Annotated in this window: 21 protein-coding genes and 1 tRNA gene; 15 read left to right on the top strand and 7 right to left on the bottom strand. The window is 65.1% G+C overall.

Annotation, left to right across the window (positions count from 1 at the left end):
- Positions 1-12 precede the first annotated feature (12 nt).
- The 6 genes from rpsM (at position 13) to ACSFA8_RS00505 (ending at position 3,253) form a co-directional block, all read left to right on the top strand.
- A complete protein-coding gene (gene rpsM / locus ACSFA8_RS00480; RefSeq protein ID WP_286541252.1) occupies positions 13-378 on the top strand; it encodes a 30S ribosomal protein S13 in 366 nt (121 codons plus the stop codon).
- A 12-nt stretch (positions 379-390) separates the two neighbouring features.
- Entirely contained in the window at positions 391-795 is a 405-nt protein-coding gene (gene rpsK, locus ACSFA8_RS00485; RefSeq protein ID WP_009124825.1) for a 30S ribosomal protein S11, read from the top strand.
- Between the two features lie 133 nt (positions 796-928).
- The gene (gene rpsD, locus ACSFA8_RS00490; protein ID WP_286541254.1) at positions 929-1,552 is read left to right on the top strand and encodes a 30S ribosomal protein S4; all 624 of its coding nucleotides are present in this window, start codon (positions 929-931) and stop codon (positions 1,550-1,552) included.
- A 138-nt stretch (positions 1,553-1,690) separates the two neighbouring features.
- A complete protein-coding gene (locus ACSFA8_RS00495) occupies positions 1,691-2,680 on the top strand; it encodes a DNA-directed RNA polymerase subunit alpha (RefSeq protein ID WP_009124827.1) in 990 nt (329 codons plus the stop codon).
- Positions 2,681-2,756: 76 nt separating this feature from the next.
- Positions 2,757-3,158, top strand: a complete 402-nt coding sequence (gene rplQ, locus ACSFA8_RS00500) for a 50S ribosomal protein L17 (RefSeq protein ID WP_435477570.1) — start codon at positions 2,757-2,759, stop codon at positions 3,156-3,158.
- Positions 3,159-3,176: 18 nt separating this feature from the next.
- Positions 3,177-3,253, top strand: a tRNA-Met gene (locus ACSFA8_RS00505).
- Positions 3,254-3,311: 58 nt separating this feature from the next.
- On the opposite strand, the gene ACSFA8_RS00510 is transcribed toward ACSFA8_RS00505, so the two are convergent.
- Genes ACSFA8_RS00510 through ACSFA8_RS00535 form a run of 6 tightly spaced genes read right to left on the bottom strand, consistent with a single transcriptional unit; the run spans position 3,312 to position 10,216 of the window.
- Positions 3,312-3,707, bottom strand: a complete 396-nt coding sequence (locus ACSFA8_RS00510) for a RidA family protein (RefSeq protein WP_435477571.1) — start codon at positions 3,705-3,707, stop codon at positions 3,312-3,314.
- Positions 3,704-5,317 (bottom strand): AMP-binding protein, encoded by a 1,614-nt coding sequence (locus tag ACSFA8_RS00515; RefSeq protein ID WP_435477572.1) that lies wholly within the window; start codon positions 5,315-5,317, stop codon positions 3,704-3,706. Before ACSFA8_RS00515 ends, ACSFA8_RS00510 begins: the two co-directional genes overlap by 4 nt.
- 3 nt (positions 5,318-5,320) lie before the next feature.
- A complete protein-coding gene (locus ACSFA8_RS00520) occupies positions 5,321-6,514 on the bottom strand; it encodes an acyl-CoA dehydrogenase family protein (protein ID WP_435477573.1) in 1,194 nt (397 codons plus the stop codon).
- A 5-nt stretch (positions 6,515-6,519) separates the two neighbouring features.
- The gene (locus ACSFA8_RS00525) at positions 6,520-7,374 is read right to left on the bottom strand and encodes an enoyl-CoA hydratase family protein (protein ID WP_435477574.1); all 855 of its coding nucleotides are present in this window, start codon (positions 7,372-7,374) and stop codon (positions 6,520-6,522) included.
- The gene (locus ACSFA8_RS00530) at positions 7,371-7,847 is read right to left on the bottom strand and encodes a MarR family winged helix-turn-helix transcriptional regulator (protein ID WP_286541264.1); all 477 of its coding nucleotides are present in this window, start codon (positions 7,845-7,847) and stop codon (positions 7,371-7,373) included. The genes ACSFA8_RS00525 and ACSFA8_RS00530 overlap by 4 nt, the downstream gene beginning before the upstream one ends.
- A gap of 5 nt (positions 7,848-7,852) precedes the next feature.
- Positions 7,853-10,216 carry a bifunctional salicylyl-CoA 5-hydroxylase/oxidoreductase gene (locus ACSFA8_RS00535; protein WP_435477575.1) on the bottom strand — a complete coding sequence of 788 codons (2,364 nt, stop codon included), beginning with the start codon at positions 10,214-10,216 and terminating at the stop codon, positions 7,853-7,855.
- 110 nt (positions 10,217-10,326) lie between these two features.
- On the opposite strand from ACSFA8_RS00535, the gene ACSFA8_RS00540 reads away from it, so the two are divergent.
- A complete protein-coding gene (locus tag ACSFA8_RS00540; RefSeq protein WP_435477576.1) occupies positions 10,327-11,592 on the top strand; it encodes a class I SAM-dependent methyltransferase in 1,266 nt (421 codons plus the stop codon).
- 5 nt (positions 11,593-11,597) lie between these two features.
- On the top strand, positions 11,598-11,921 hold the full coding sequence (locus ACSFA8_RS00545; protein WP_435477577.1) for a DUF1840 domain-containing protein: 324 nt from the start codon (positions 11,598-11,600) through the stop codon (positions 11,919-11,921).
- 40 nt (positions 11,922-11,961) lie between these two features.
- Here the strand turns inward: ACSFA8_RS00545 and ACSFA8_RS00550 are convergent, their stop codons facing one another.
- A complete protein-coding gene (locus ACSFA8_RS00550) occupies positions 11,962-12,396 on the bottom strand; it encodes a MarR family winged helix-turn-helix transcriptional regulator (RefSeq protein WP_435477578.1) in 435 nt (144 codons plus the stop codon).
- Between the two features lie 136 nt (positions 12,397-12,532).
- Here ACSFA8_RS00550 and ACSFA8_RS00555 point away from each other — a divergent pair, with 136 nt between their 5' ends.
- From ACSFA8_RS00555 to ACSFA8_RS00585, 7 genes are all read left to right on the top strand, one after another.
- A complete protein-coding gene (locus ACSFA8_RS00555) occupies positions 12,533-13,645 on the top strand; it encodes a substrate-binding domain-containing protein (RefSeq protein ID WP_435477579.1) in 1,113 nt (370 codons plus the stop codon).
- A 199-nt stretch (positions 13,646-13,844) separates the two neighbouring features.
- Complete coding sequence (locus ACSFA8_RS00560; RefSeq protein WP_435477580.1) at positions 13,845-15,362, top strand: amidase; 1,518 nt, start codon at positions 13,845-13,847, stop codon at positions 15,360-15,362.
- A gap of 47 nt (positions 15,363-15,409) precedes the next feature.
- Positions 15,410-16,636 carry an urea ABC transporter substrate-binding protein gene (locus ACSFA8_RS00565; protein ID WP_435477581.1) on the top strand — a complete coding sequence of 409 codons (1,227 nt, stop codon included), beginning with the start codon at positions 15,410-15,412 and terminating at the stop codon, positions 16,634-16,636.
- A gap of 16 nt (positions 16,637-16,652) precedes the next feature.
- A complete protein-coding gene (locus ACSFA8_RS00570; RefSeq protein ID WP_435477582.1) occupies positions 16,653-17,519 on the top strand; it encodes an ABC transporter permease subunit in 867 nt (288 codons plus the stop codon).
- Entirely contained in the window at positions 17,516-18,553 is a 1,038-nt protein-coding gene (locus ACSFA8_RS00575; RefSeq protein ID WP_435477583.1) for a branched-chain amino acid ABC transporter permease, read from the top strand. Before ACSFA8_RS00570 ends, ACSFA8_RS00575 begins: the two co-directional genes overlap by 4 nt.
- Positions 18,550-19,266 carry an ATP-binding cassette domain-containing protein gene (locus ACSFA8_RS00580; protein ID WP_435477584.1) on the top strand — a complete coding sequence of 239 codons (717 nt, stop codon included), beginning with the start codon at positions 18,550-18,552 and terminating at the stop codon, positions 19,264-19,266. The genes ACSFA8_RS00575 and ACSFA8_RS00580 overlap by 4 nt, the downstream gene beginning before the upstream one ends.
- A 14-nt stretch (positions 19,267-19,280) precedes the next feature.
- Positions 19,281-19,985, top strand: a complete 705-nt coding sequence (locus ACSFA8_RS00585; RefSeq protein WP_435477585.1) for an ABC transporter ATP-binding protein — start codon at positions 19,281-19,283, stop codon at positions 19,983-19,985.
- The last annotated feature ends 39 nt before the right edge of the window (positions 19,986-20,024 follow it).

A 20,024-nucleotide genomic window follows, 5' to 3' on the forward strand; every position in this document is an offset into this window, starting at 1 on the left:
TAGAGGACGCACATGGCACGTATCGCTGGCATCAACATTCCGCCGCACAAGCACGCTGAGATCGGCCTGACCGCCATTTTCGGCATCGGTCGCACCCGCGCCCGCAAGATCTGCGAAGCGACTGGCATCGACTATTCGAAGAAGATCAAGGATCTGACGGACGCTGATCTCGAGAAGATCCGCGACCAGATCGCGCTCTTCACGATCGAAGGTGACCTGCGTCGCGAAACGACGATGAACATCAAGCGTTTGATGGACATCGGCTGCTACCGCGGCTTCCGCCACCGTCGTGGCCTGCCGATGCGCGGCCAGCGCACGCGCACCAATGCCCGCACCCGCAAGGGTCCGCGCAAGGCTGCGCAGTCCCTGAAGAAATAAGGATAGACCAGCATGGCTAAAGCTCCTGCCAATAACGCCGCACAGCGCGTTCGCAAGAAGGTTCGCAAGAACGTTGCGGACGGTATCGCCCACGTGCATGCCTCGTTCAACAACACCATCATCACGATCACCGATCGCCAGGGCAATGCCCTGTCGTGGGCTTCGTCGGGTGGCCAGGGCTTCAAGGGTTCGCGCAAGTCGACGCCCTTCGCAGCACAGGTCGCTTCGGAAGTCGCCGGTCGTGCCGCCGTGGAACAGGGCATCAAGAACCTCGACGTCGAGATCAAGGGCCCGGGCCCGGGTCGCGAATCGTCGGTGCGCGCACTCGCCGCACTCGGCATCCGCATCAACTCGATCGCCGACGTGACGCCGGTTCCGCACAACGGTTGCCGTCCGCAAAAGCGTCGTCGCATCTAAAGCGACAACGCCCGGCGCAGCCTGCTTCACAGCGGCTGCGCATTTTGTTTTTTCAACAAGCCCACCGCCATCGGCACGCCGCTGATGGCTCCCGCAGGTTCTCCCCGCGGCAGATGACACAAAGGAAGATCAAGTGGCACGCTACCTCGGCCCCAAGGCCAAACTTTCCCGCCGCGAAGGCACCGACCTGTTCCTCAAGAGCGCCCGTCGCTCGATCCAGGACAAGGCCAAGTTCGATTCCAAGCCCGGCCAGCACGGTCGCACTTCGGGTCAGCGCACCTCCGACTTCGGCCTGCAACTGCGTGAAAAGCAGAAGGTCAAGCGCATGTACGGCGTGCTCGAAAAGCAGTTCCGCCGTTACTTCGAGGAAGCCGATCGCCGCCGTGGCAACACCGGCGCCAACCTGCTGTTCATCCTCGAGGCACGCCTGGACAACGTGGTGTACCGCATGGGCTTCGGCTCGACCCGCGCCGAGGCGCGCCAGCTCGTGTCGCACAAGGCGATCACGGTCAATGGCAAGTCGGTCAACATCCCGTCGTACCTGGTCAAGACCGGCGACGTGATCGCCGTGCGCGACAAGTCGAAGAAGCAGACCCGGATTGCCGAGGCGCTGCAACTGGCCGCACAGGTCGGCATGCCGGCCTGGGTTGAAGTGAACGCCGACAAGGGCGAAGGCGTGTTCAAGAAGGTGCCGGATCGCGACGAATTCGCCGCCGACATCAACGAATCGCTGATCGTGGAGCTGTACTCGCGTTAACGCGAGTACATGGAAGAAAACGAGGCTGCTGCGCAGCCTCGTCCTTGATTTTTTTTGTTCCCTCCGCGCTGCACCGCGACAGGGCACTTCACCAGCCTTACCGGTGTAACGAACCGGGGGTATTGAGAGGAAGTCTGCATGCAAACCACCCTGCTGAAACCCAAGACCATCCAGGTCGAGCAACTCGCCGCCAACAAGGCCAAGGTCACGCTCGAACCCTTCGAGCGCGGCTATGGCCACACGCTCGGCAATGCGCTGCGCCGCGTGCTGCTCTCGTCGATGGTGGGCTACTCGGCCACCGAAGTCACGATCGCCGGCGTGCTGCACGAGTACTCGTCGATCGACGGAGTGCAGGAAGACGTTGTCAACATCCTGCTGAACCTCAAGGGCGTGGTGTTCAAGCTCCACAACCGCGATGAAGTCACGCTGAGCCTGCGCAAGGACGGCGAAGGCCCGGTGCTGGCCTCGGACATCCAGACCCCGCACGACGTCGAGATCATCAACCCCGACCACGTGATCGCGCACCTGTCGCAAGGCGGCAAGCTCGACATGCAGATCAAGGTTGAAAAGGGTCGCGGCTATGTGCCCGGCACGATGCGCCGCTACGCCGACGAGCCCACCAAGTCGATCGGCCGCATCGTCCTCGACGCTTCGTTCTCGCCGGTCAAGCGCGTGAGCTACACGGTCGAAAGCGCCCGTGTCGAACAGCGCACCGACCTCGACAAGCTGCTGGTCGAAATCGAAACCAACGGCGCGATCACCGCCGAAGACGCCGTGCGCGCTTCGGCCAAGATCCTGGTCGAGCAACTGGCTGTGTTTGCCCAGCTCGAAGGCGGCGAACTCGCCGCGTTCGACGCGCCGGCACCGCGCAGCGCGCAACAGTTCGACCCGATCCTGCTGCGCCCTGTCGACGAGCTCGAACTGACCGTGCGTTCGGCCAACTGCCTGAAGGCCGAAAACATCTACTACATCGGTGACCTGATCCAGCGCACCGAGAACGAGCTGCTCAAGACCCCGAACCTGGGTCGCAAGTCGCTCAACGAAATCAAGGAAGTGCTCGCCTCGCGCGGCCTCACCTTGGGCATGAAGCTCGAAAGCTGGCCGCCGGCCGGCCTCGACAAGCGTTAATCAACCGAAGCGGTCAACCGCAAAGGGCAGTACCTGACACGGCTGCCTTTATTAAAAACCTCAAAAGGAAATCACCATGCGTCACGGTCACGGACTCCGCAAACTCAACCGCACCAGCTCGCACCGCCTCGCGATGCTGCAGAACATGATGAACTCGCTCATCGAGCATGAAGTCATCAAGACCACCGTCCCCAAGGCCAAGGAATTGCGCCGTGTGGTCGAGCCGATGATCACCCTGGCCAAGAAGCCGACGGTCGCCAACAAGCGCCTGGCCTTCGACCGCCTGCGCGATCGCGACAGCGTGGTCAAGCTGTTCAACGTGCTGGGCCCGCGTTACAACGCGCGTCCGGGCGGCTACACGCGCATCCTGAAAATGGGTTTCCGCGTGGGCGACAACGCGCCGATGGCGCTGGTCGAACTGGTCGACCGTCCCGAAGTCAAAGAAGACGCATCTGCCGAGCAGAGCGCCGCTGAATAAGCTATAATTCCATCTTGCCGCGCGATGGAGCAGCCTGGTAGCTCGTTGGGCTCATAACCCAAAGGTCGCAAGTTCAAATCTTGCTCGCGCAACCAAATTAAAAGGCCCTGTTTTCGAACAGGGCCTTTTTTCTTTGGCGGTCGCTTTTGCCTCTCAGTCGGGAATGACGGCCGTCACCTCGATCTCGACTTTGGCGCGCGACTCCACCAGCTTGGCGACCTGCACGCAGGTCATTGCCGGAAAGTTGCGGCCCATGGCGTCGCGGTACACCGGGCCGAGTTCGCCGAGGCGCGCGTTGTACTCGTCGCGGTCGGTGATGTACCAGGTCATGCGCACCATGTGCTGGGGCCCGGCACCGGCTTCGCGCAGCACTTCGACGATGTTGCGCAAGGCCTGGCCGGTCTGCGCAATGAAATCGTCCGACTCGAACTGCTGCTGCGCGTTCCAGCCGATCTGCCCGCCGACGAACACCTGGGTGCCGCGGGTGGCGATGCCGTTGGCATAGCCCTTGGGCGGCAGCCAGCCGGGCGGTTGCAGAAACTGCATCATGGATTTGTCCTTAGTTTGAAGCGTTGGAGCTTGCCGGTTTCGGTGCGCGGCAGCGCGGCCACGAATTCGATCTCGCGCGGGTATTTGTAGGGTGCGATGCTGGCTTTCACGTGGTCTTGCAGCGCCTTCACCAGCATGGCATCGCCGGTATGGCCCGGCTTGAGCACGCAGAAGGCCTTCACCACCATGCCGCGCTCTTCGTCGGGCCTGCCGATCACCCCGCACTCGGCGACGGCGGGGTGACGCAGCAGCGCGTCCTCGACCTCGGGGCCGCCGATGTTGTAGCCGGCCGATACGATCATGTCGTCGGCGCGCGCCTGGTAGAAGAAGTAGCCGTCTTCGTCCTGCACGAAGGCGTCGCCCGGGTAGTTCCAGCCGTTCTTCACGTAGTCGGTCTGGCGCGCATCGTCGAGGTAGCGGCAGCCGACCGGCCCGATGATCGCCAACTTGCCCACGGTGCCGCGCGGCACCTCGTCGCCCTGCTCATCGACCACCTTGGCGGTGAAGCCCGGCACCGCCTTGCCGATGGAGCCGCGCCGGATGTCGTCGCCGGCCGCCGAGATGTAGATGTGGAACACCTCGGTGCCGCCGATGCCGTCGAGCATTTCGATGCCGGTGGCTTCTTTCCAGAGCTGGCGGGTGGCGTCGGGCAAGGCCTCGCCGGCGCTTACGCTGATGCGCAGGCTCGGCACGCCGTGCTGCCGGGCGAACGGTGCCATCTGGCGGTAGAAGGTTGGCGCGGTGTAGCAGATGGAGGCGCCGATCTCGTTGATCACCTTGACCATGCCTTCGGGCGTGTAACCCGCGTCGGGAAAATAGACCGAGGAGCCGGCCCACATCGGGTAGACCAGCAGGCCGCCGAGCCCGAAGGTGAAGGCCAGCGGTGGCGAGCCGATGACGATGTCGTCGCTGCGCGCCTTGAGCACATGGCGCGGCCAGGTTTCGCACATCGCGAGCACGTCGCGGTGGGTGGTGACAGGCGCCTTGGGCTTGCCCGTGGTGCCCGAGGTGAAGGCCAGCAGCGCAATGTCGTCGGCCGCCGTCGGGCAGGCCGTGAAGATGCCGCTCTTCGCCGCGGCACGCAATTCGAGCGAGTCGGCGTCGGCGGGCTGGTTGAAGGCGAGCACAGCCTTCAGCACCGGATGGCCGGTGCGCGCCGTCTCCAGTTCGGCCAGCAAGCGGCCGTCGCACAGGGCCGCCGCAGGCTGGGCCTTGTCGATGATTTCTTCGAGTTCCTTGGCGCGCAGCAGCGGCATCGTCGCGACTGCGATCAGCCCGGCCTTGACCACGGCGAGCCAGGCTAGCGCCATCGGCACCGAGTTGCCGCCGCGCAGCAGCACGCGGTTGCCGGGCACGAGGCCGAGGTCTTCGACGAGCACCTGTGCGATCCGATTCACCTCGACCGCCGCTTGCGCGTAGCTCAGCGTGCGGGTCGGCGAGCGCAGCAGGGGCAGGTCGCCGAAGCCCTTGGAAGCGGCCTTGTCGAGCAGCTCTTCGACCAGGTTCAACTGGTCGGGCAACTGCAATTCCGGCAGGTCGTAGCGGAAGATGGGCAACTGCGCTGCCGGCGGCAGGCGGTCGTGCACGAATCGGTCGATTTGGGCGCTCAAGATCTATCCCCGCAGAACGGACTTGCCGATGATGAGTTGCTGAACCTCGGTCGCACCTTCGTAGATGCGCAATGAGCGGATGTCGCGGTACAGGCTTTCGACCTTGGTGCCGACCTGCACGCCCAGGCCGCCATGCAACTGCAGTGCCATGTCGATCACGCGCTGCGCGTTTTCGGTCGCAGTCATCTTGGCCATCGCCGCCGCGGCCGTGAGGTCGCCCGCGGGCTTCTGGCCGCTGCGCTCCGCTTCGTCGCGCATCCATGCGGCGCGGTAGGTGAGCAGTGCGGCCGCATCGACGAGTGCCGCCATGTCGCCCAGCTTGGCTTGGGTGAGCTGGAAATCGGCGAGCGAGTGGCCGAACATGCGGCGCCGCTGCGCATGCGCAATGGCTTCGGCCAGCGCACGCCGCGCCATGCCGAGCGCCGCCGCCGCCACCGAGGCGCGAAAGATGTCGAGCGTGCGCATCGCGAGCTTGAATCCGCCGTTGAGATCACCCAGTTGCGCCGCGCGCGGAACGTCGCAGCGGTCGAACTGCAGTGTCGCCAGCGGGTGTGGCGCCATCACATGGATGTGTGCCGAACTGTCGAGGCCGGCGCTGTCGGCATCGACGATGAACGACGTGATGCCGCGCGTGCCACCGGCCGGATCGGTTTTGGCAAACACGCAATAGAAGTCGGCGATGCCCCCGTTGCTGATCCAGGTCTTGGTGCCATCGAGCTGCCAGCCATCGGCCGTGGCTTCGGCGCGCATCGCCATCGCGCCCACGTCGGAGCCGGCTTCGGGCTCGCTCAGTGCGAAGGCGGCGATCTTGCTGCCATCGGCAACGGCAGGCAGATAGGCAGCCTGCTGTTCGGCACTGCCGGCCAGCGTGATCGCGCCGCTGCCAAGGCCCTGCATGGCGAAGGCGAAATCGGCCAGCGGCGAGTGGTAGGCCAGCGTTTCGCGCAGCAGCACCAGCGCGCGCGAGTCCAGGCGCTCAAGCGCACCGCCCGAGGCGGCCGGCACGCAATAGCGCAACCAGCCGCCATCGCCGAGCCGGCGCACCCAGTCGCGGCAGGCAGCGCGGTCGTCGCGCTCATCGACATCCTGCGCGGCCGCCCAGGGCAGCAGCCCCTGCGCGAGTTCGCGGTGCGCCGCGTCGAAGAAAGGCAGCGCCAGGTGCGCGGTGGAAGGCGGAGCCGGGGGCGTCGTGTTCATGCTGCTCAATCTCCGCCGAACACCGGCTTGCGCTTCGCCGCGAACGCTTCGTAGGCACGCTTGAAGTCTTCGGTCTGCATGCAGATCGCCTGCGCCTGCGCTTCGGCCTCGATCGCCTGCTCGATCGTCATCGACCACTCCTGCGACAGCATGGTCTTGGTCATGCCGTGTGCGAAGGTCGGGCCGTCGGCCAGGTCGCGTGCGACCGCCGTGGCGGCTGCGAGCAGTGCATCGCTTTCGTGCAGCGCGTTGAAGAAGCCCCAGGCGTGGCCTTCGGTCGCGGTCATCACGCGGCCGGTGAACAGCAGTTCGGACGCGCGACCCTGGCCGATCATGCGCGGCAGCAGGGCGCAGGCGCCCATGTCGGCGCCGGCCAGCCCGACGCGGGTGAACAGGAAGGCCGTGCGCGTGGCCGGCGTGCCGTAGCGCAGGTCGCAGGCCAGCGCGATCATGGCGCCGGCACCGGCACAGATGCCATCGATCGCGCCGACGATCGGCTGCGGGCACTGGCGCATGGTCTTGATCAGGTCGCCGGTCATGCGGGTGAACTCGAGCAGCGCAGGCATGCGCATCTGCGTGAGCGGGCCGATGATCTCGTGCACATCGCCGCCCGAGCAGAAGTTGCCGCCGGCGCCGGTGATGACGATCGCCTTCACGTCGGTCGCGTACTGCAGTGCGCGGAACAGGTCGCGCAGCTCGGCATACGAATCGAAGGTCAGCGGGTTCTTGCGTTCGGGCCGGTTCAGCGTGATGGTGCCGACGCCATCCGCGAAGGCCCAGGCAAAGTGCTGCGCCGCGTACGCCGCCTTGGGTTCGAACTGCGCGTGCATGGGGTTGCCGGCGCCGATGTAGTGCTTCATGCGGGTTCCGTGGTGGTGGTGTGGGAGTGCTGCTTGACCTTGCCGAGCAGCTTGTGCAGTTGCGCGATCTCCTTGCCGTTGAGTCCGGCAAAGGCTTCGACGATCCAGGCCTCGTGCTGTTGCGCCATCTCATTGAAGATCTTGCGGCCGCGCGTCGTGAGCCGGATGCGCCAGGCGCGCCGGTCGTTCGCCACGTCGACGCGTTCGACCAGCCCTTCGGTCACGAGCTGGTCGGTGATGCCGGTGACGTTGCCGCCCGTCACCATCATGCGGCGCGAGAGCTCGTTCATCTTCAGCCCGTCCGGCGCACGTTCCAGCTGCGACATCAGGTCGAAGCGCGGCAGCGTGGTGGCGAACTGTTCGCGCAAGCCGTTGCGCACCTGCTTTTCGATCAGCTGCGTGCAGGTCAGCAGGCGCAGCCAGAGCCGAAGCTCGTCGGGGTGTTCGCTGTGGGCGCGTGCTTCAAGATCCATGGCGTTCACTCCTCGGGTGTTGTTGTTTTGACAGCCGCTTGCGCAGTATTGGCAGCGGCTGCAATTTCCTTTTGCTTTGAGATCTCGCGGTAGAGCTGGTCGCGGCCGCTCAGATACTGCTTCGGCCAGGTGACCGCCCGGCTCTGCAGCCTGGCGGCCTCGTGCAGCGTCCAGGCCGGATCGGCCAAGTGCGGCCGTGCAATGGCGCACAGATCGGCACGGCCGGCCGCGATGATGCTATTGGCCTGATCGGCGTCGGTGATGGCGCCCACCGCGATGGTCGAGATGCCGACCTCGTTGCGGATGCGGTCGGCAAACGGCGTCTGGTACATGCGCCCGTAGATGGGTTTGGCGGCCCGCGTGGTCTGGCCCGACGACACGTCGATGAAATCGCAGCCGGCTTCCTTGAAGAGGCGCGCCACCGTCACCGCGTCGGCGTCCGTGTTGCCGCCGGGCGCCCAGTCGTGGGCCGAGATGCGCACGCTCATCGGCCGATCGGCCGGCCAGGCGGCGCGCATCGCTGCAAACACCTCGAGCGGATAGCGGCAGCGCCGCACGATGTCGCCGCCGTATTCGTCGTCGCGCAGGTTGGTCAGCGGGCTGATGAAGGAGGCCAGCAGGTAGCCGTGCGCGCAATGCAGTTCGAGCCAGTCGAAGCCGGCCTCGGCCGCACGCTTCGTGGAACGGGTGAACTGGTCGCGCAGCGCGTCCATGTCGGCGCGCGTCATCGCGGCGGGCAGCTGGTTCTGTTCCCCGTAGGGCAGCGCGCTGGCTGCCAGCAGCGGCCAGTTGCCGGTCGGCAACGGTTCATCGGTGCCTTCCCAGCCGAGCTGCGTCGAGCCTTTCGGCCCGCTGTGGCCGAGCTGCATGCCGATGTACGCGCTGCTCTGGCCATGCACGAAGTCGACGATGCGTTTGAACGCCGCGCTCTGCGCGTCGTTGTAGAGCCCGGTGCAGCCCGGTGTGATCCGGCCTTCGGGCGTCGGGCTGGTCATCTCGACCATCACCATCGCGGCGCCGCCGAGCGCGCGCGCGCCAAGATGCACCAGCAGAAAATCCTGTGGCACGCCGTCGACCGCGCTGTAGGTCGCCATCGGCGACACGATGATGCGGTTCTTCAGCGTGAGCCCGCGCACGGTGAATGGCATCAGCATCGGCGCCACGCCCGCGCGGCCGGCCAACCATTGCTCATAGCCGTCGAGCCAGCCGGCATCGCGCAGCCGCAGGTTCTCGTGGCTGATGCGCTGCGAGCGCGTGAGCAGCGAATACGCGAACTGCTCGATCTGCATGCCGCTATAGCGCGTCACGTTCTCGAACCATTCGGTCGAGTTGCGTGCCGCGTTCTGGATCTTCAGCACCTCGACGCTGCGCCGGCCTTCGTAGGCTTCCAGCACCTCGTCCAGGGTGCCGCCTTCCTCGAAAGTCCTGGCGAGGTCGATCGCGTCCTCGAGCGCGAGCTTGGTGCCCGAGCCGATCGAGAAATGCGCCGTGTGTGCCGCGTCGCCCATCAGCACCACGGGGACGGTCTTGTCGTCGACCTCGACGCGGTGCGTCCAGTGCTTGCACACCACGCGCGGAAAGCGGATCCAGATGGCCGAGCCGCGCAGGTGCGATGCGTTGCTGATCAGCGCGTTGCCATCGAGGTAGCGTGCGAACAGCTTCTCGCAGAACGCGACCGCCTCGGCCTGCTCCATCTTGTCCAAGCCATGCGCCTGCCAGACTTCTTCGGGCGTTTCCACGATGAAGGTCGAGGTGTCGCCGTCGAACTGGTAGGCATGCGCCTGGAACCAGCCGTGCTCGGTCTGTTCGAACGCGAAGGTGAAGGCGTCGAACATCTTCTTCGTGCCGAGCCAGACGAAGCGGCAGCGGCGCAGGTCGATGTCGGGTTGGTACACGTCGGCATAGCGCTGGCGGATGCGGCTGTTGAGGCCGTCGCTCGCGATCACCAGGTCGGCGTTGTACTGCGCGGCCAGCGCCTGGTCGTCGGTGGCATCGGTTTCGAAGACCAGGTCGACACCGAGCGCCAGGCAGCGCTCCTGCAGGATGTTGAGCAGGCGCTTGCGGCCGATGCCGCAGAAGCCGTGGCCGCCGGACCTCACGCTGCGCCCCTTGAAGAAGACCTCGATGTCGTCCCAATGGTTGAAAGCGGCGCCGATCAGCGCTGCGCTCTCGGCATCGGCGGCCGCCAGGTTGGCCAGCGTCTGGTCGCTCAGCACCACGCCCCAGCCGAAGGTGTCGAAGGGGCGGTTGCGCTCGACCACGGTGACCTTCAGCGCGGGCTGGCGCACCTTCATCAGCAGCGCGAAGTACAGCCCGGCAGGGCCCCCCCCGATGCACAGCACGCTGCGAAGCGCGGGAACTGGCGGCATTTTGCTATTCATGGCTAAATAGTTTAAGCATAAACAATCTCATGTCAATGGCAAAAGGGCCATCGGAGGGGGCGGTTGACGAGTGCACCCGCGCTCGCAAGAATGACTTTATGCAGAGCCTGATACCGAAAATCGAATCGCGGCTGGATGCGCTTTCTGTTCCGATCGCGCTGAAATTGCCTGACGGACGCCGGGTCGACATGCCGGGCTCGCGCATCACGCTGGCCTTTTCGGAATGGTCCGGGCTGGCCAAGCTGGCGTCGAGCCAGATCGGCGCGATCGGCGAGGCTTACGTCGAGGGAAAGGTGCAGATCGAAGGCAAGATGCGCGACCTCGCCGATGCGATGGTGGGCCTGCTGCCCGGCAACCCGGCCGAAACCAACAGCGGCTGGTGGGGCCGCCTGTTCCGGCGGGCCAAGTCCCGCGGCGCCCATTCGCTGAACAAGGATGCTGCGCAGATCGAGTTCCACTACGACGTCTCGGACGATTTCTATGCGCTCTGGCTCGATCCGCGGCGCGTCTACTCGTGTGCCTACTTCCGGACACCCGGAATGGCGCTGGCAGAGGCGCAGGAGTCCAAGCTCGACCACATCTGCCGCAAGCTCATGCTGCAACCGGGCCAGCGCTTTCTGGACATCGGCTCGGGCTGGGGTGCGTTGCTGTTGTGGGCGGCCGAGCACTACGGCGTTGATGCCACCGGCATCACGTTGTCGAAAAACCAGCACGCCTACGTGCAGCAGCTGATCGAAGAAAAAGGCCTGCAGGGCCGCGTGCGGGTGGAGTTGCGCGACTACCGCGAGCTGTCGGCCGACCAGCCGTTCGACCGCATCTCGTCGGTCGGCATGTTCGAGCATGTAGGCGCGGCCAACATGCCGGCGTACTTCGCCAAGATCAATTCGCTGCTGGTGCCCGGTGGCATCGTGATGAACCACGGCATTACCGCGGGGCAGCTCGACTCGACGCAACTGGGCAACGGCATGGGTGACTTCATCGAGAAGTACATCTTTCCGGGTGGCGAACTGCTGCATGTGACGCATGTGCTGCGCGAAATGGCGGCGGCCGGGCTGGAGATGGTCGATACCGAAAACCTGCGCCCGCACTATGCGCGCACGCTCTGGCACTGGTCGGACACGCTGGAAGCCAGGCTCGACGAGGCGCTTGCGGTGCTGCAGCGCACGGCCGGCCAGACCGGCCGCGCTGAGCGCATTTTGCGAGCCTACCGCCTCTACCTAGCCGGCTCGGCCATGAGCTTCGAGCAGGGCTGGATTTCGCTCTACCAGATGCTGGCCATCAAGCCCGACCGCAGCAAAGCAACCGGCCCGGTGCCCGGGGCACAATCGGCGTACCCTTTCGTCCGAGACTTCCTCTACAAGTAAGAACCATGCTGTACCGATTCAAATCGCAAGCGAGCGCTGACATCGTGATGCTCGAAGCCAATGCCCGCCAACTGCTCGACATCATGGGCAAGGCCGGCGGCCCCAAGGGCATCATCACCGTGGATCAACTTCCGGCGGCGCTTGCGGCGCTGGAGGCCGCGGTGCGCAACGAAGGTGCCAACCAGCACAACCATGACTCTTTTGCCGTCGAAGGCCATGCCGAAGACGCCGAACGCCAGCATGTGGGCCTGCACCAGCGCGCCGCGCCGCTGATCCACATGCTCAAGGACTCCCTGTCGGACAAAAAAGACGTCGTCTGGGGCGTTTGACGTTTGACCGTTGTGCGGGTGACGTGCCGGCGACGGCGCGTCAGTGCGTCTCGCACTCGTCGATGAAGTTCTCGAGCAGTTTCTTGAGTTGGCTGGTCTTGCGTGGCCCCAGCGCTTCTTCGATCACGCCGTGGTGCGCATCCACGCTTTTTTTCAGCCTGGACACCGTTTCGACCCCCAGGTCGCTGATGTAGACCAGCACCTTGCGGCTGTCGGAAGCATCTGCGGCGCGTTGAACCAGTCCGCGGCTCACCAGCTTGTCGATGTTTTTCGTCAGCGCCGGGTGGTTGAGAAGCACGATCTCGGCCAGATCCCCCATGGAGCGCCCCTGCTCGTCGGCGAGTACCTGCAGGATGCGCCAGTGCTCTTCCGTCACCTCTTCCGCGGCGATGGAATGGGCCAGGCCGATGCGCATGCGCCGGTTGGCGGAGGCAAGCAGATAGGCCAGGTACTGCGAAATGTCTTGCTCAGGCATGGGTGCGGCATGTCTTCGACGGGTGGGGTATCGACGGGAGTTTAGCGGTGATCCCTTTCCTTGGAAAGTATTGGCGCGATTTTTGCGACACTCCAGCCCCCTCTTGCCATCTTGGTGCAATGCCCGGGAGCCTCCGATGTTTACATCCCCTGGATCGGTCGCGCGTCGCTCGCCCGCAGCCCTGCGGCGGCCGCCGCTCGCGCGCCTGGAACTCAACATCGCCCTGTGCGTGCCGCTCGGCGGCTCGGCCGGAATCTGGGGGCCGTCATCGCTCGCCTCCGCCAAGCTGGCGGTGGCCGAACTCAACCGCGAAGCGGGCGTCGGCGGCCGCGCCTGTCGGCTACTGACCATCAATGCCGCCGACGATGCGGCCGACATCGAAGCCACGCTGGTCGAACTGGTGCAGGCCGGCGATATCGACGCCATCATCGGCATGCACACGAGTGCTGTGCGCCAGCGCATCCTGCGGGCGGTCGGCGGCCAGATCCCGATCGTCTACACGCCGCTCTACGAGGGCGGAGAGTCGACCCACGGCGTATTTGCGATCGGCGAGACGACGGCCCGCCAACTCCAGCCTGCCATCCGCTGGCTGGGCCAGCGCAAGCACCCACGGCGCTGGTTCGCCATTGGCAACGACTACATCTGGCCGCACGTGTCACACCGGATGGCGCGCGCCTACATCGCCGAGACGGGCGCCGAACTGGCGGGCGAAATGTACGTGCCCTTCGGCACCACCGACTTCTCCGAGGCGCTGGACGCGCTGCGACAGGGCCGAGTCGATGCCGTGCTGGTGTCGCTGATCGGCCAGGATGCGATCGAATTCAACCGTGCCTTCGGCCGTGCCGGCCTGCACCGCGACATGCTCCGGCTGTCCTGTGCCATCGGGGAGAACGAACTCCTCGGCATCGGGGCCGACAACGCCGAAGACCTCTACGTTGCCTGCGGCTATTTCGCCACGCTCGACACTGAAGCCAACCTCGCGTTCAAGGAGCGCTACCACGCGCACTTTGGCGAACGGGCGCCGACTCTCAACACTTTCGGCCAGTCGACCTACGAGGGATTGCATTTCCTGGCGGCGCTGCTCGACCGGGACAGGCGATCCGAGGCCAGATGGGGACACTTGGGCGAAGCGCCCATGGCCTACCGGAGTGCGCGCGACGCGGCCTACGAGGGCAGCGGCGTCAACCGCATGCCGATCTATCTTGCGCGGGCCGAAGGCAATTCCTTTCGCGTGATCACCCGGTTTTGATGAGGGGCGTGAGAAGCATTTTCTTTTCCTTGGAAAATAAAATGCTTGACTTGGAAAATATCGGATTCCAAAATGCAAACGCGATGAGCCGGTAGTGCCAAGCTGCTTTTTGCAAGGCGCTCCAAGGCCCGCGCGATGCCGAGCCGGTGCGCTTTTCAGGCCGCCGGCGCCAAGTCAACCAAAAAACACGGAGTCCTTCATGGCGATCAAGCGCCCCACCCTCGACCAGTTGCAGGACGTCGCCCGGAGCCTGGGCATTCATCTGTCCGAAGCGCAGGCAACCAGCTACAACGCGCTGCTGCAGTCCAACTTCGATGCCTACGACGTGGTCGACGCGATGCCCGACCCCGTGCCGGTCGTGAGCTATGCGCGTACCCCCGGCTACCGCCCCTGCGGCGACGAGAACAAGTACGGCGCCTGGTACGTCAAGACCACCATCAAGGGCAAGCCCGGTGGCAAGCTATCCGGCAAGACCGTGGTGCTCAAGGACAACGTCTGCCTGGCCGGCGTGCCGATGATGAACGGCGCCTCCACGCTCGAAGGCTATGTGCCGAACGTCGACGCCACGGTGGTCACCCGGCTGCTCGACGCCGGCGCCACGGTAGTGGGCAAATCGGTCTGCGAATACTTCTGCTTTTCGGGCGGCTCGCACACCAGCGCCTCAGGGCCGGTGCACAACCCGCACCGTATGGGCTATTCGGCCGGTGGTTCGTCGTCCGGCAGCGCGGCGCTGGTCGCGGCGGGCGAGGTCGACCTCGCGATCGGCGGCGACCAGGGCGGGTCGATCCGAATGCCGGCGTCCTACTGTGGCGTCTACGGCATGAAGGCCACGCACGGCCTCGTGCCCTACACCGGCGTGATGCCGATCGAGCTCACGATCGACCACACCGGGCCGATGACGGCCAACGTGACCGACAACGCACTGATGCTCGAGGTGCTGGCCGGGCCCGACGGCCTCGACCCGCGCCAGCATGCGGGCCAGCTTGCCAAGCCCTACAGCGAACTCATGAAAGAGGGCGTGAAGGGTATGCGCATCGGCATCGTCACGGAAGGTTTCGGCTGGCCGCAGTCCGATAAGGCCGTGGGCGACAAGGTGCGCAAGGCGGCCGAGGTGTTCACCCGGCTTGGCGCCACAGTGAGCGAGGTGTCGGTGCCGATGCATGCCGTCGGCCCCGCCATCTGGCTGCCGATCGCCGCCGAGGGCGCGACCCAGCAGATGATGAAAGACAACGGGCACGGCTTCAACTGGAAGGGGCTCTACGTCACCAGCATGGTCGACTTCCATGCCGGCTGGAAGCAGCGCGCCGACGAGCTCTCGGAAACGCTCAAGCTCACCATGGTGCTGGGCGAATATTTCATCCAGCACTACCGCGGGCACTACTACGCGAAGGCGCAGAACCTGAGCCGCCAGCTGAGTGCAGCCTACGACGCAGCATTGGCCGACTTCGACCTGTTGCTGATGCCCACGCTGCCGATCACGGCCACGCCGATCCCCAAGCCCGGTGCTTCGATCGAGGAGGTGGTCACGCGCGCCTTCGAGGTTCTGCCCAACACCTGCCCGTTCGACGTCACCGGCCATCCCTCGATGAGCGTGCCCTGCGGGTTGATCGACGGCCTGCCGGTCGGAATGATGCTGACCGGCAAGCTCTACGACGAAGCCACCATCTACCGCGCCGCCTATGCCTTCGAGCAGGCCGGCGACTGGAAGGCGATCTGAGGCCTGCCCCGTTTCCCCTGTCTTTCACCCAAATGAGGAGTTGTCCAATGGATCGTCGTTCCTTTATCCAGACTTCCGCCGCCGCGCTCGCCGGCACCGCCGTACCGTTGTTCCCGATGGCCGCCATGGCTGCCGACGAGATCATCGTCGGCAGCATCCATGACCTGTCGGGCGGGCTCGACATCTACGGCAAGCCGATGGCCGACTGCATGACGCTGGCGATCGAGGAGCAGAACGCCGCCGGCGGCTTGCTCGGCAAGCAGCTCAAGCTCGCCACCTACGACCCCCAGTCCAACATGCAGCTGTACGCCCAGTTCGCCCAGCAGGCGGCGCTGAAGGACAAAGCGGCGGTCGTGATGGGCGGCATCACCTCGGCCTCGCGGGAGGTCATTCGCCCGGTGCTGGGCCGCAATCGCACGCTCTACTTCTACAACACGCAGTACGAGGGCGGCGTGTGCGACCGCAACACCTTCTGCACCGGCGTCACGCCCGGGCAGACCGTCGCCAAGCTGGTGCCCTACGCGATGAAGAAATGGGGCAAGAAGGTCTACGTGGTGGCGGCCGACTACAACTACGGCCAGATAACCTCGCAGTGGGTCAAGAAGTTCGTGCAGGAGAACGGCGGCTCGGTCGCATCGATCGATTTCTTCCCGCTTGATGTCACCAACTTCGGCCCGACCATCTCGAAAATCGAGGCCGCCAAGCCCGACATGATCGTGTCGGCGCTGGTCGGTGGCGCGCACATCTCGTTCTATCGCCAATGGGCCGCAGCCGGCCTTACCAAGAAGATTCCGCTCGCGTCAACCACCTTTGCCGGCGGCAATGAGCACATCGTGTTGTCAGCCGCCGAGACCGACGGCTTCCTGGTCTCGTACAACTACTTCCAGAACCTCGACACGCCGCAGAACAAGGCCTTCAAGGAGCGCTTCTACAAGCGCTTCGGCGCGGACTATCCCAACATCACGGAACTCGCGATGGGCACCTACCAGGGCTTCAAGCTCTGGGTCGAGGGCGTGAAGAAGGCGGGCTCGTTCGAGCGCGAGAAGATGATCGCGGCGCTCGAGACCGGCATCAGCATCGACGGCCCGAGCGGCAAGGTCACGCTCGATCCGGAGACGCACCACTGCGTGTTGAACGTGAGCATTGCGGAGGTGCGCAACAAGCAGCTCAACATCGTAGAAACCTTCCAGCAGCAGAAGCCGGTCGACACCAGCGCGGTCTGCAACCTCAGGAAGAACCCCAAAGACAACCAGCAGTACGTGATCAAGGCCTGAAGGGATACACGCCGACATGGATCTCGCACTTGTCGTTGCCATCCAGGTGCTCTACGCGGTGGCGAGCCTGGTCATCGTCTCGGCCGGGCTGGCCGTCATCTTCGGGATGATGAAGGTCATCAATCTTGCTCACGGCGAGTTCATGATGCTCGGCGCCTATGCCGTCATCGGCGCGTTGAAGCTCGGCGTCAACCTGTGGGCCGCGATGTTCGTGGTCGCGCCGGTCGCGGTCGGGCTGATCGGCGTGGTGCTCGAGCGCCTGATCATCCGACGGCTTTACGGCCGCATGGTCGACACCATGCTCGCGACCTGGGGTCTGTCGCTGCTGCTGGTCGGCATCGTCACCTCGATCGCGGGCAACACCACGGCCGGTGTTTCGGCGCCACTCGGCAGCTTCTCGATCGGCGCCTACTCGGTCAGCGGGTACACGCTGGTGATCATCGCGGTCGCCATCGTTCTGGCGCTGGCGATCCGGTGGGTGCTCACCCGCACCCAGTTCGGCCTGATCGCGCGCGGCACGATGCAGAAGCCCGACATGGCCAATGCGCTGGGCATCAGTCCGAGCCGCGTCTATTCGGTCACCTTCGCGGTCGGTGCGGCGTTCTCGGGGCTGGCGGGCGGACTGCTCGCGCCGCTCACCGGCGTGGTGCCGACCATGGGCGCCGCCTTCGTGGCCAAGGCCTTCATCACCGTGATCGGGGGTGGCCCCGCCATCCTGGCCGGCCTGCTCGGCGCCTCGACGCTGTTCGGCGCCATCAACCAGCTTGCCACTTTCGTCACCACACCGGTGTTCGGCGAAGTCGCACTGCTGCTGGCGGCGATCGTAATGCTGCGCCTCCTGCCCCAGGGCATTACCGGACGCTTCTTCAAGGGGTCGTTGTGAATCGTTTTGCCCAGTCCTGGACGAGTGCTGCGCTCAGCCTCGCGATCGGGATCGCACTGCTGTTCGGTCTGCCCGGCGTGATGGATGACTACACGTTGATCGAGGTCACGATCTATGCCGTGATGGCGATCCTCGCGGTGAGCCTGGCCTTCATCTGGGGCTTCGGCGGCATCCTCTGCTTCGGGCAGGCCGCGTTCTTCGGCCTCGGCTCGTACACCTACGCGATCGCTGTCATGAACATGGGCGACAGCACCGTGCCCTTCCTGCTCGCGATCGTCGTTCCGGCGTTGTTCGCCGCCCTGCTGGGCTACGTGATCTTCTACGGCCGGCTGTCGGACGTGTACATGGGCGTGATCACGCTCACCGTCACGCTGATCCTGTTCAACCTGATCAACTCGACGGCCGGACCCGAGTGGCGCATCGGCAGCGCGCCGCTCGGCGGCTTCAACGGTATCCCGGCCATTCCAACGCTGAACGTACCCGGGCAGCAGGACAACGTGCTGACGCCGAAAGACCTGTTCTATCTCACCTTCACCTGCCTGCTGGTGGTCTACCTCGGCCTGCGCGTGCTGATCAGCTCGAAGATCGGGCGTGTCATCGTCGCGGCCAAGGAGAACGAACAGCGTGTGCTGCTGCTGGGCTACGACGCGCGGGCGTACAAGCTGTTCAGCTTCACGCTCGGCGGTGCCATCGCGGGCCTTGCCGGCTGCCTGTTTGCGAACTGGGGCGCGTTCACGAGCCCCACCATCTTCGGTCTGGCGCAGTCGGCGCAGATCATCATCTGGGTGATCGTCGGCGGTCTCGGCACGCTGGTCGGTCCGGTGGTCGGCGCCGTGGCCATCCAGTGGCTCACGTCGCAGATCGGCACGCAGCAGGCCTTCAATTCCAACCTGGTGCTGGGCGGCATCCTGGTGGTGTTCGTGTTGCTGGTGCCCAAGGGCATCGTGCCCAGCCTCGGCAACCTGCTCGAAGTGGCGTGGCGCCGCGCGCGGCGGCCAGGTGCGAAGGTGACCCCGCTGGAGCAGACGCCGTGACGCCGTTGATCGAGACGCGCGACCTCAATGTGCGCTTCGGCGGGGTGCACGCCACGCGCGACGTGAACTTCACGCTGGCCGAAAACGAGCTGCGCTGCGTGATTGGCCCGAACGGTGCCGGCAAGAGCACATTCTTCAAGCTGCTGACCGGCCAGGTCAAGCCGACTTCGGGGCAGATCCTGTTTCGCGGCAAGGACATCTCCAACATGCAGCCGCACGAGCCGGGCCGGCTGGGCATCGGCATCAAGACCCAGGTGCCGAGCCTCTTCAACGGCTTGAGCGTGTGGGAAAACGTGTGGCTTTCGGCACGACGCCGGAACAGCACCCCTCAGGCCGATCGCATCACGCGCGAGACGCTCGAGCGCGTGGGCATGGCCGCCTACCGCGACGTGGCCGCCGGGCTGCTCGCGCACGGCATGCGGCAGTGGGTCGAGATCGGCGTCGTGATCGCGGCCGACCCGCCGCTGATCCTGCTTGACGAACCAGCCGCCGGCATGAGCGACGCCGAAGTGGCGCGCACCGCCGAACTCATCCTGGAGATCAACCGCCAGCACGCGCTGGTGGTGGTGGAGCACGACATGAACTTCATCCGCATGATCGCCCGGAAGGTCACCGTCCTGCACCAGGGCGCAGTGATCAAGGAGGACACGCCGGATCGCATCATGAGTGATCCGCTGATCCAGCAGATCTACCTCGGCAAGAAGCCGCATTGAGACCGGAGCCGCACATGCTGGAAGTCTCGGGTCTTCACGCCAGCTATGGGGCCATCCCCGTGCTGTACGACATATCGCTCAGGATCGCCGCGGGCGAATCGGTCGGCATCCTTGGCCACAACGGCATGGGCAAGACGACCCTGCTGCGCACCTTGATCGGCGCGCTGCGCGCGACCGCCGGAACCGTGCGCTTCGGCGGCACCGACATCACGCGGCAGGCGCCGCACGCGCGCGCACGGCTCGGCATGGCGTACGTGCCGCAAGGCCGCGAGATCTTCCCGACGCTGAGCGCGATGGACAACCTGCGCATGGGACTGGCGAAGACCGGGGAGCGCACGCTGCACACCATCGAGGCACTGCTGGAGGATTTTCCGCGCCTCAAGCCGCTGCTGAACCGGCCGGGCGGCTCGCTGTCGGGTGGTGAGCAGCAGTTGCTGGCGCTGGCCCGCGCGCTGGCGGGCAAGCCAACGCTGCTGCTGCTCGACGAGCCGACCGAAGGCATCCAGCCCTCGATCATCGAAGAGATCGCCGAAACGCTGGCGTCGCTGCGCGACCGCATGAAGCTCACGATCGTGCTGGTCGAGCAGAACCTCGAATTCATCGCCGCGGTCTCGCAGCGCGTGCTGGTCATCAAGCGCGGCCAGATCGGCGGCGAGATTCCGCGTGAGCACCTCGGTGATTTCGAGATCATGAGCCAGTACACCGGAGTCCATGGATGAGCAACGAACTGCACTACCTCGAATTGCTCGACATCGGCC

Origin of the sequence: Variovorax nitratireducens, from assembly GCF_051216545.1 — a bacterium.
Taxonomy (GTDB): domain Bacteria; phylum Pseudomonadota; class Gammaproteobacteria; order Burkholderiales; family Burkholderiaceae_C; genus Variovorax.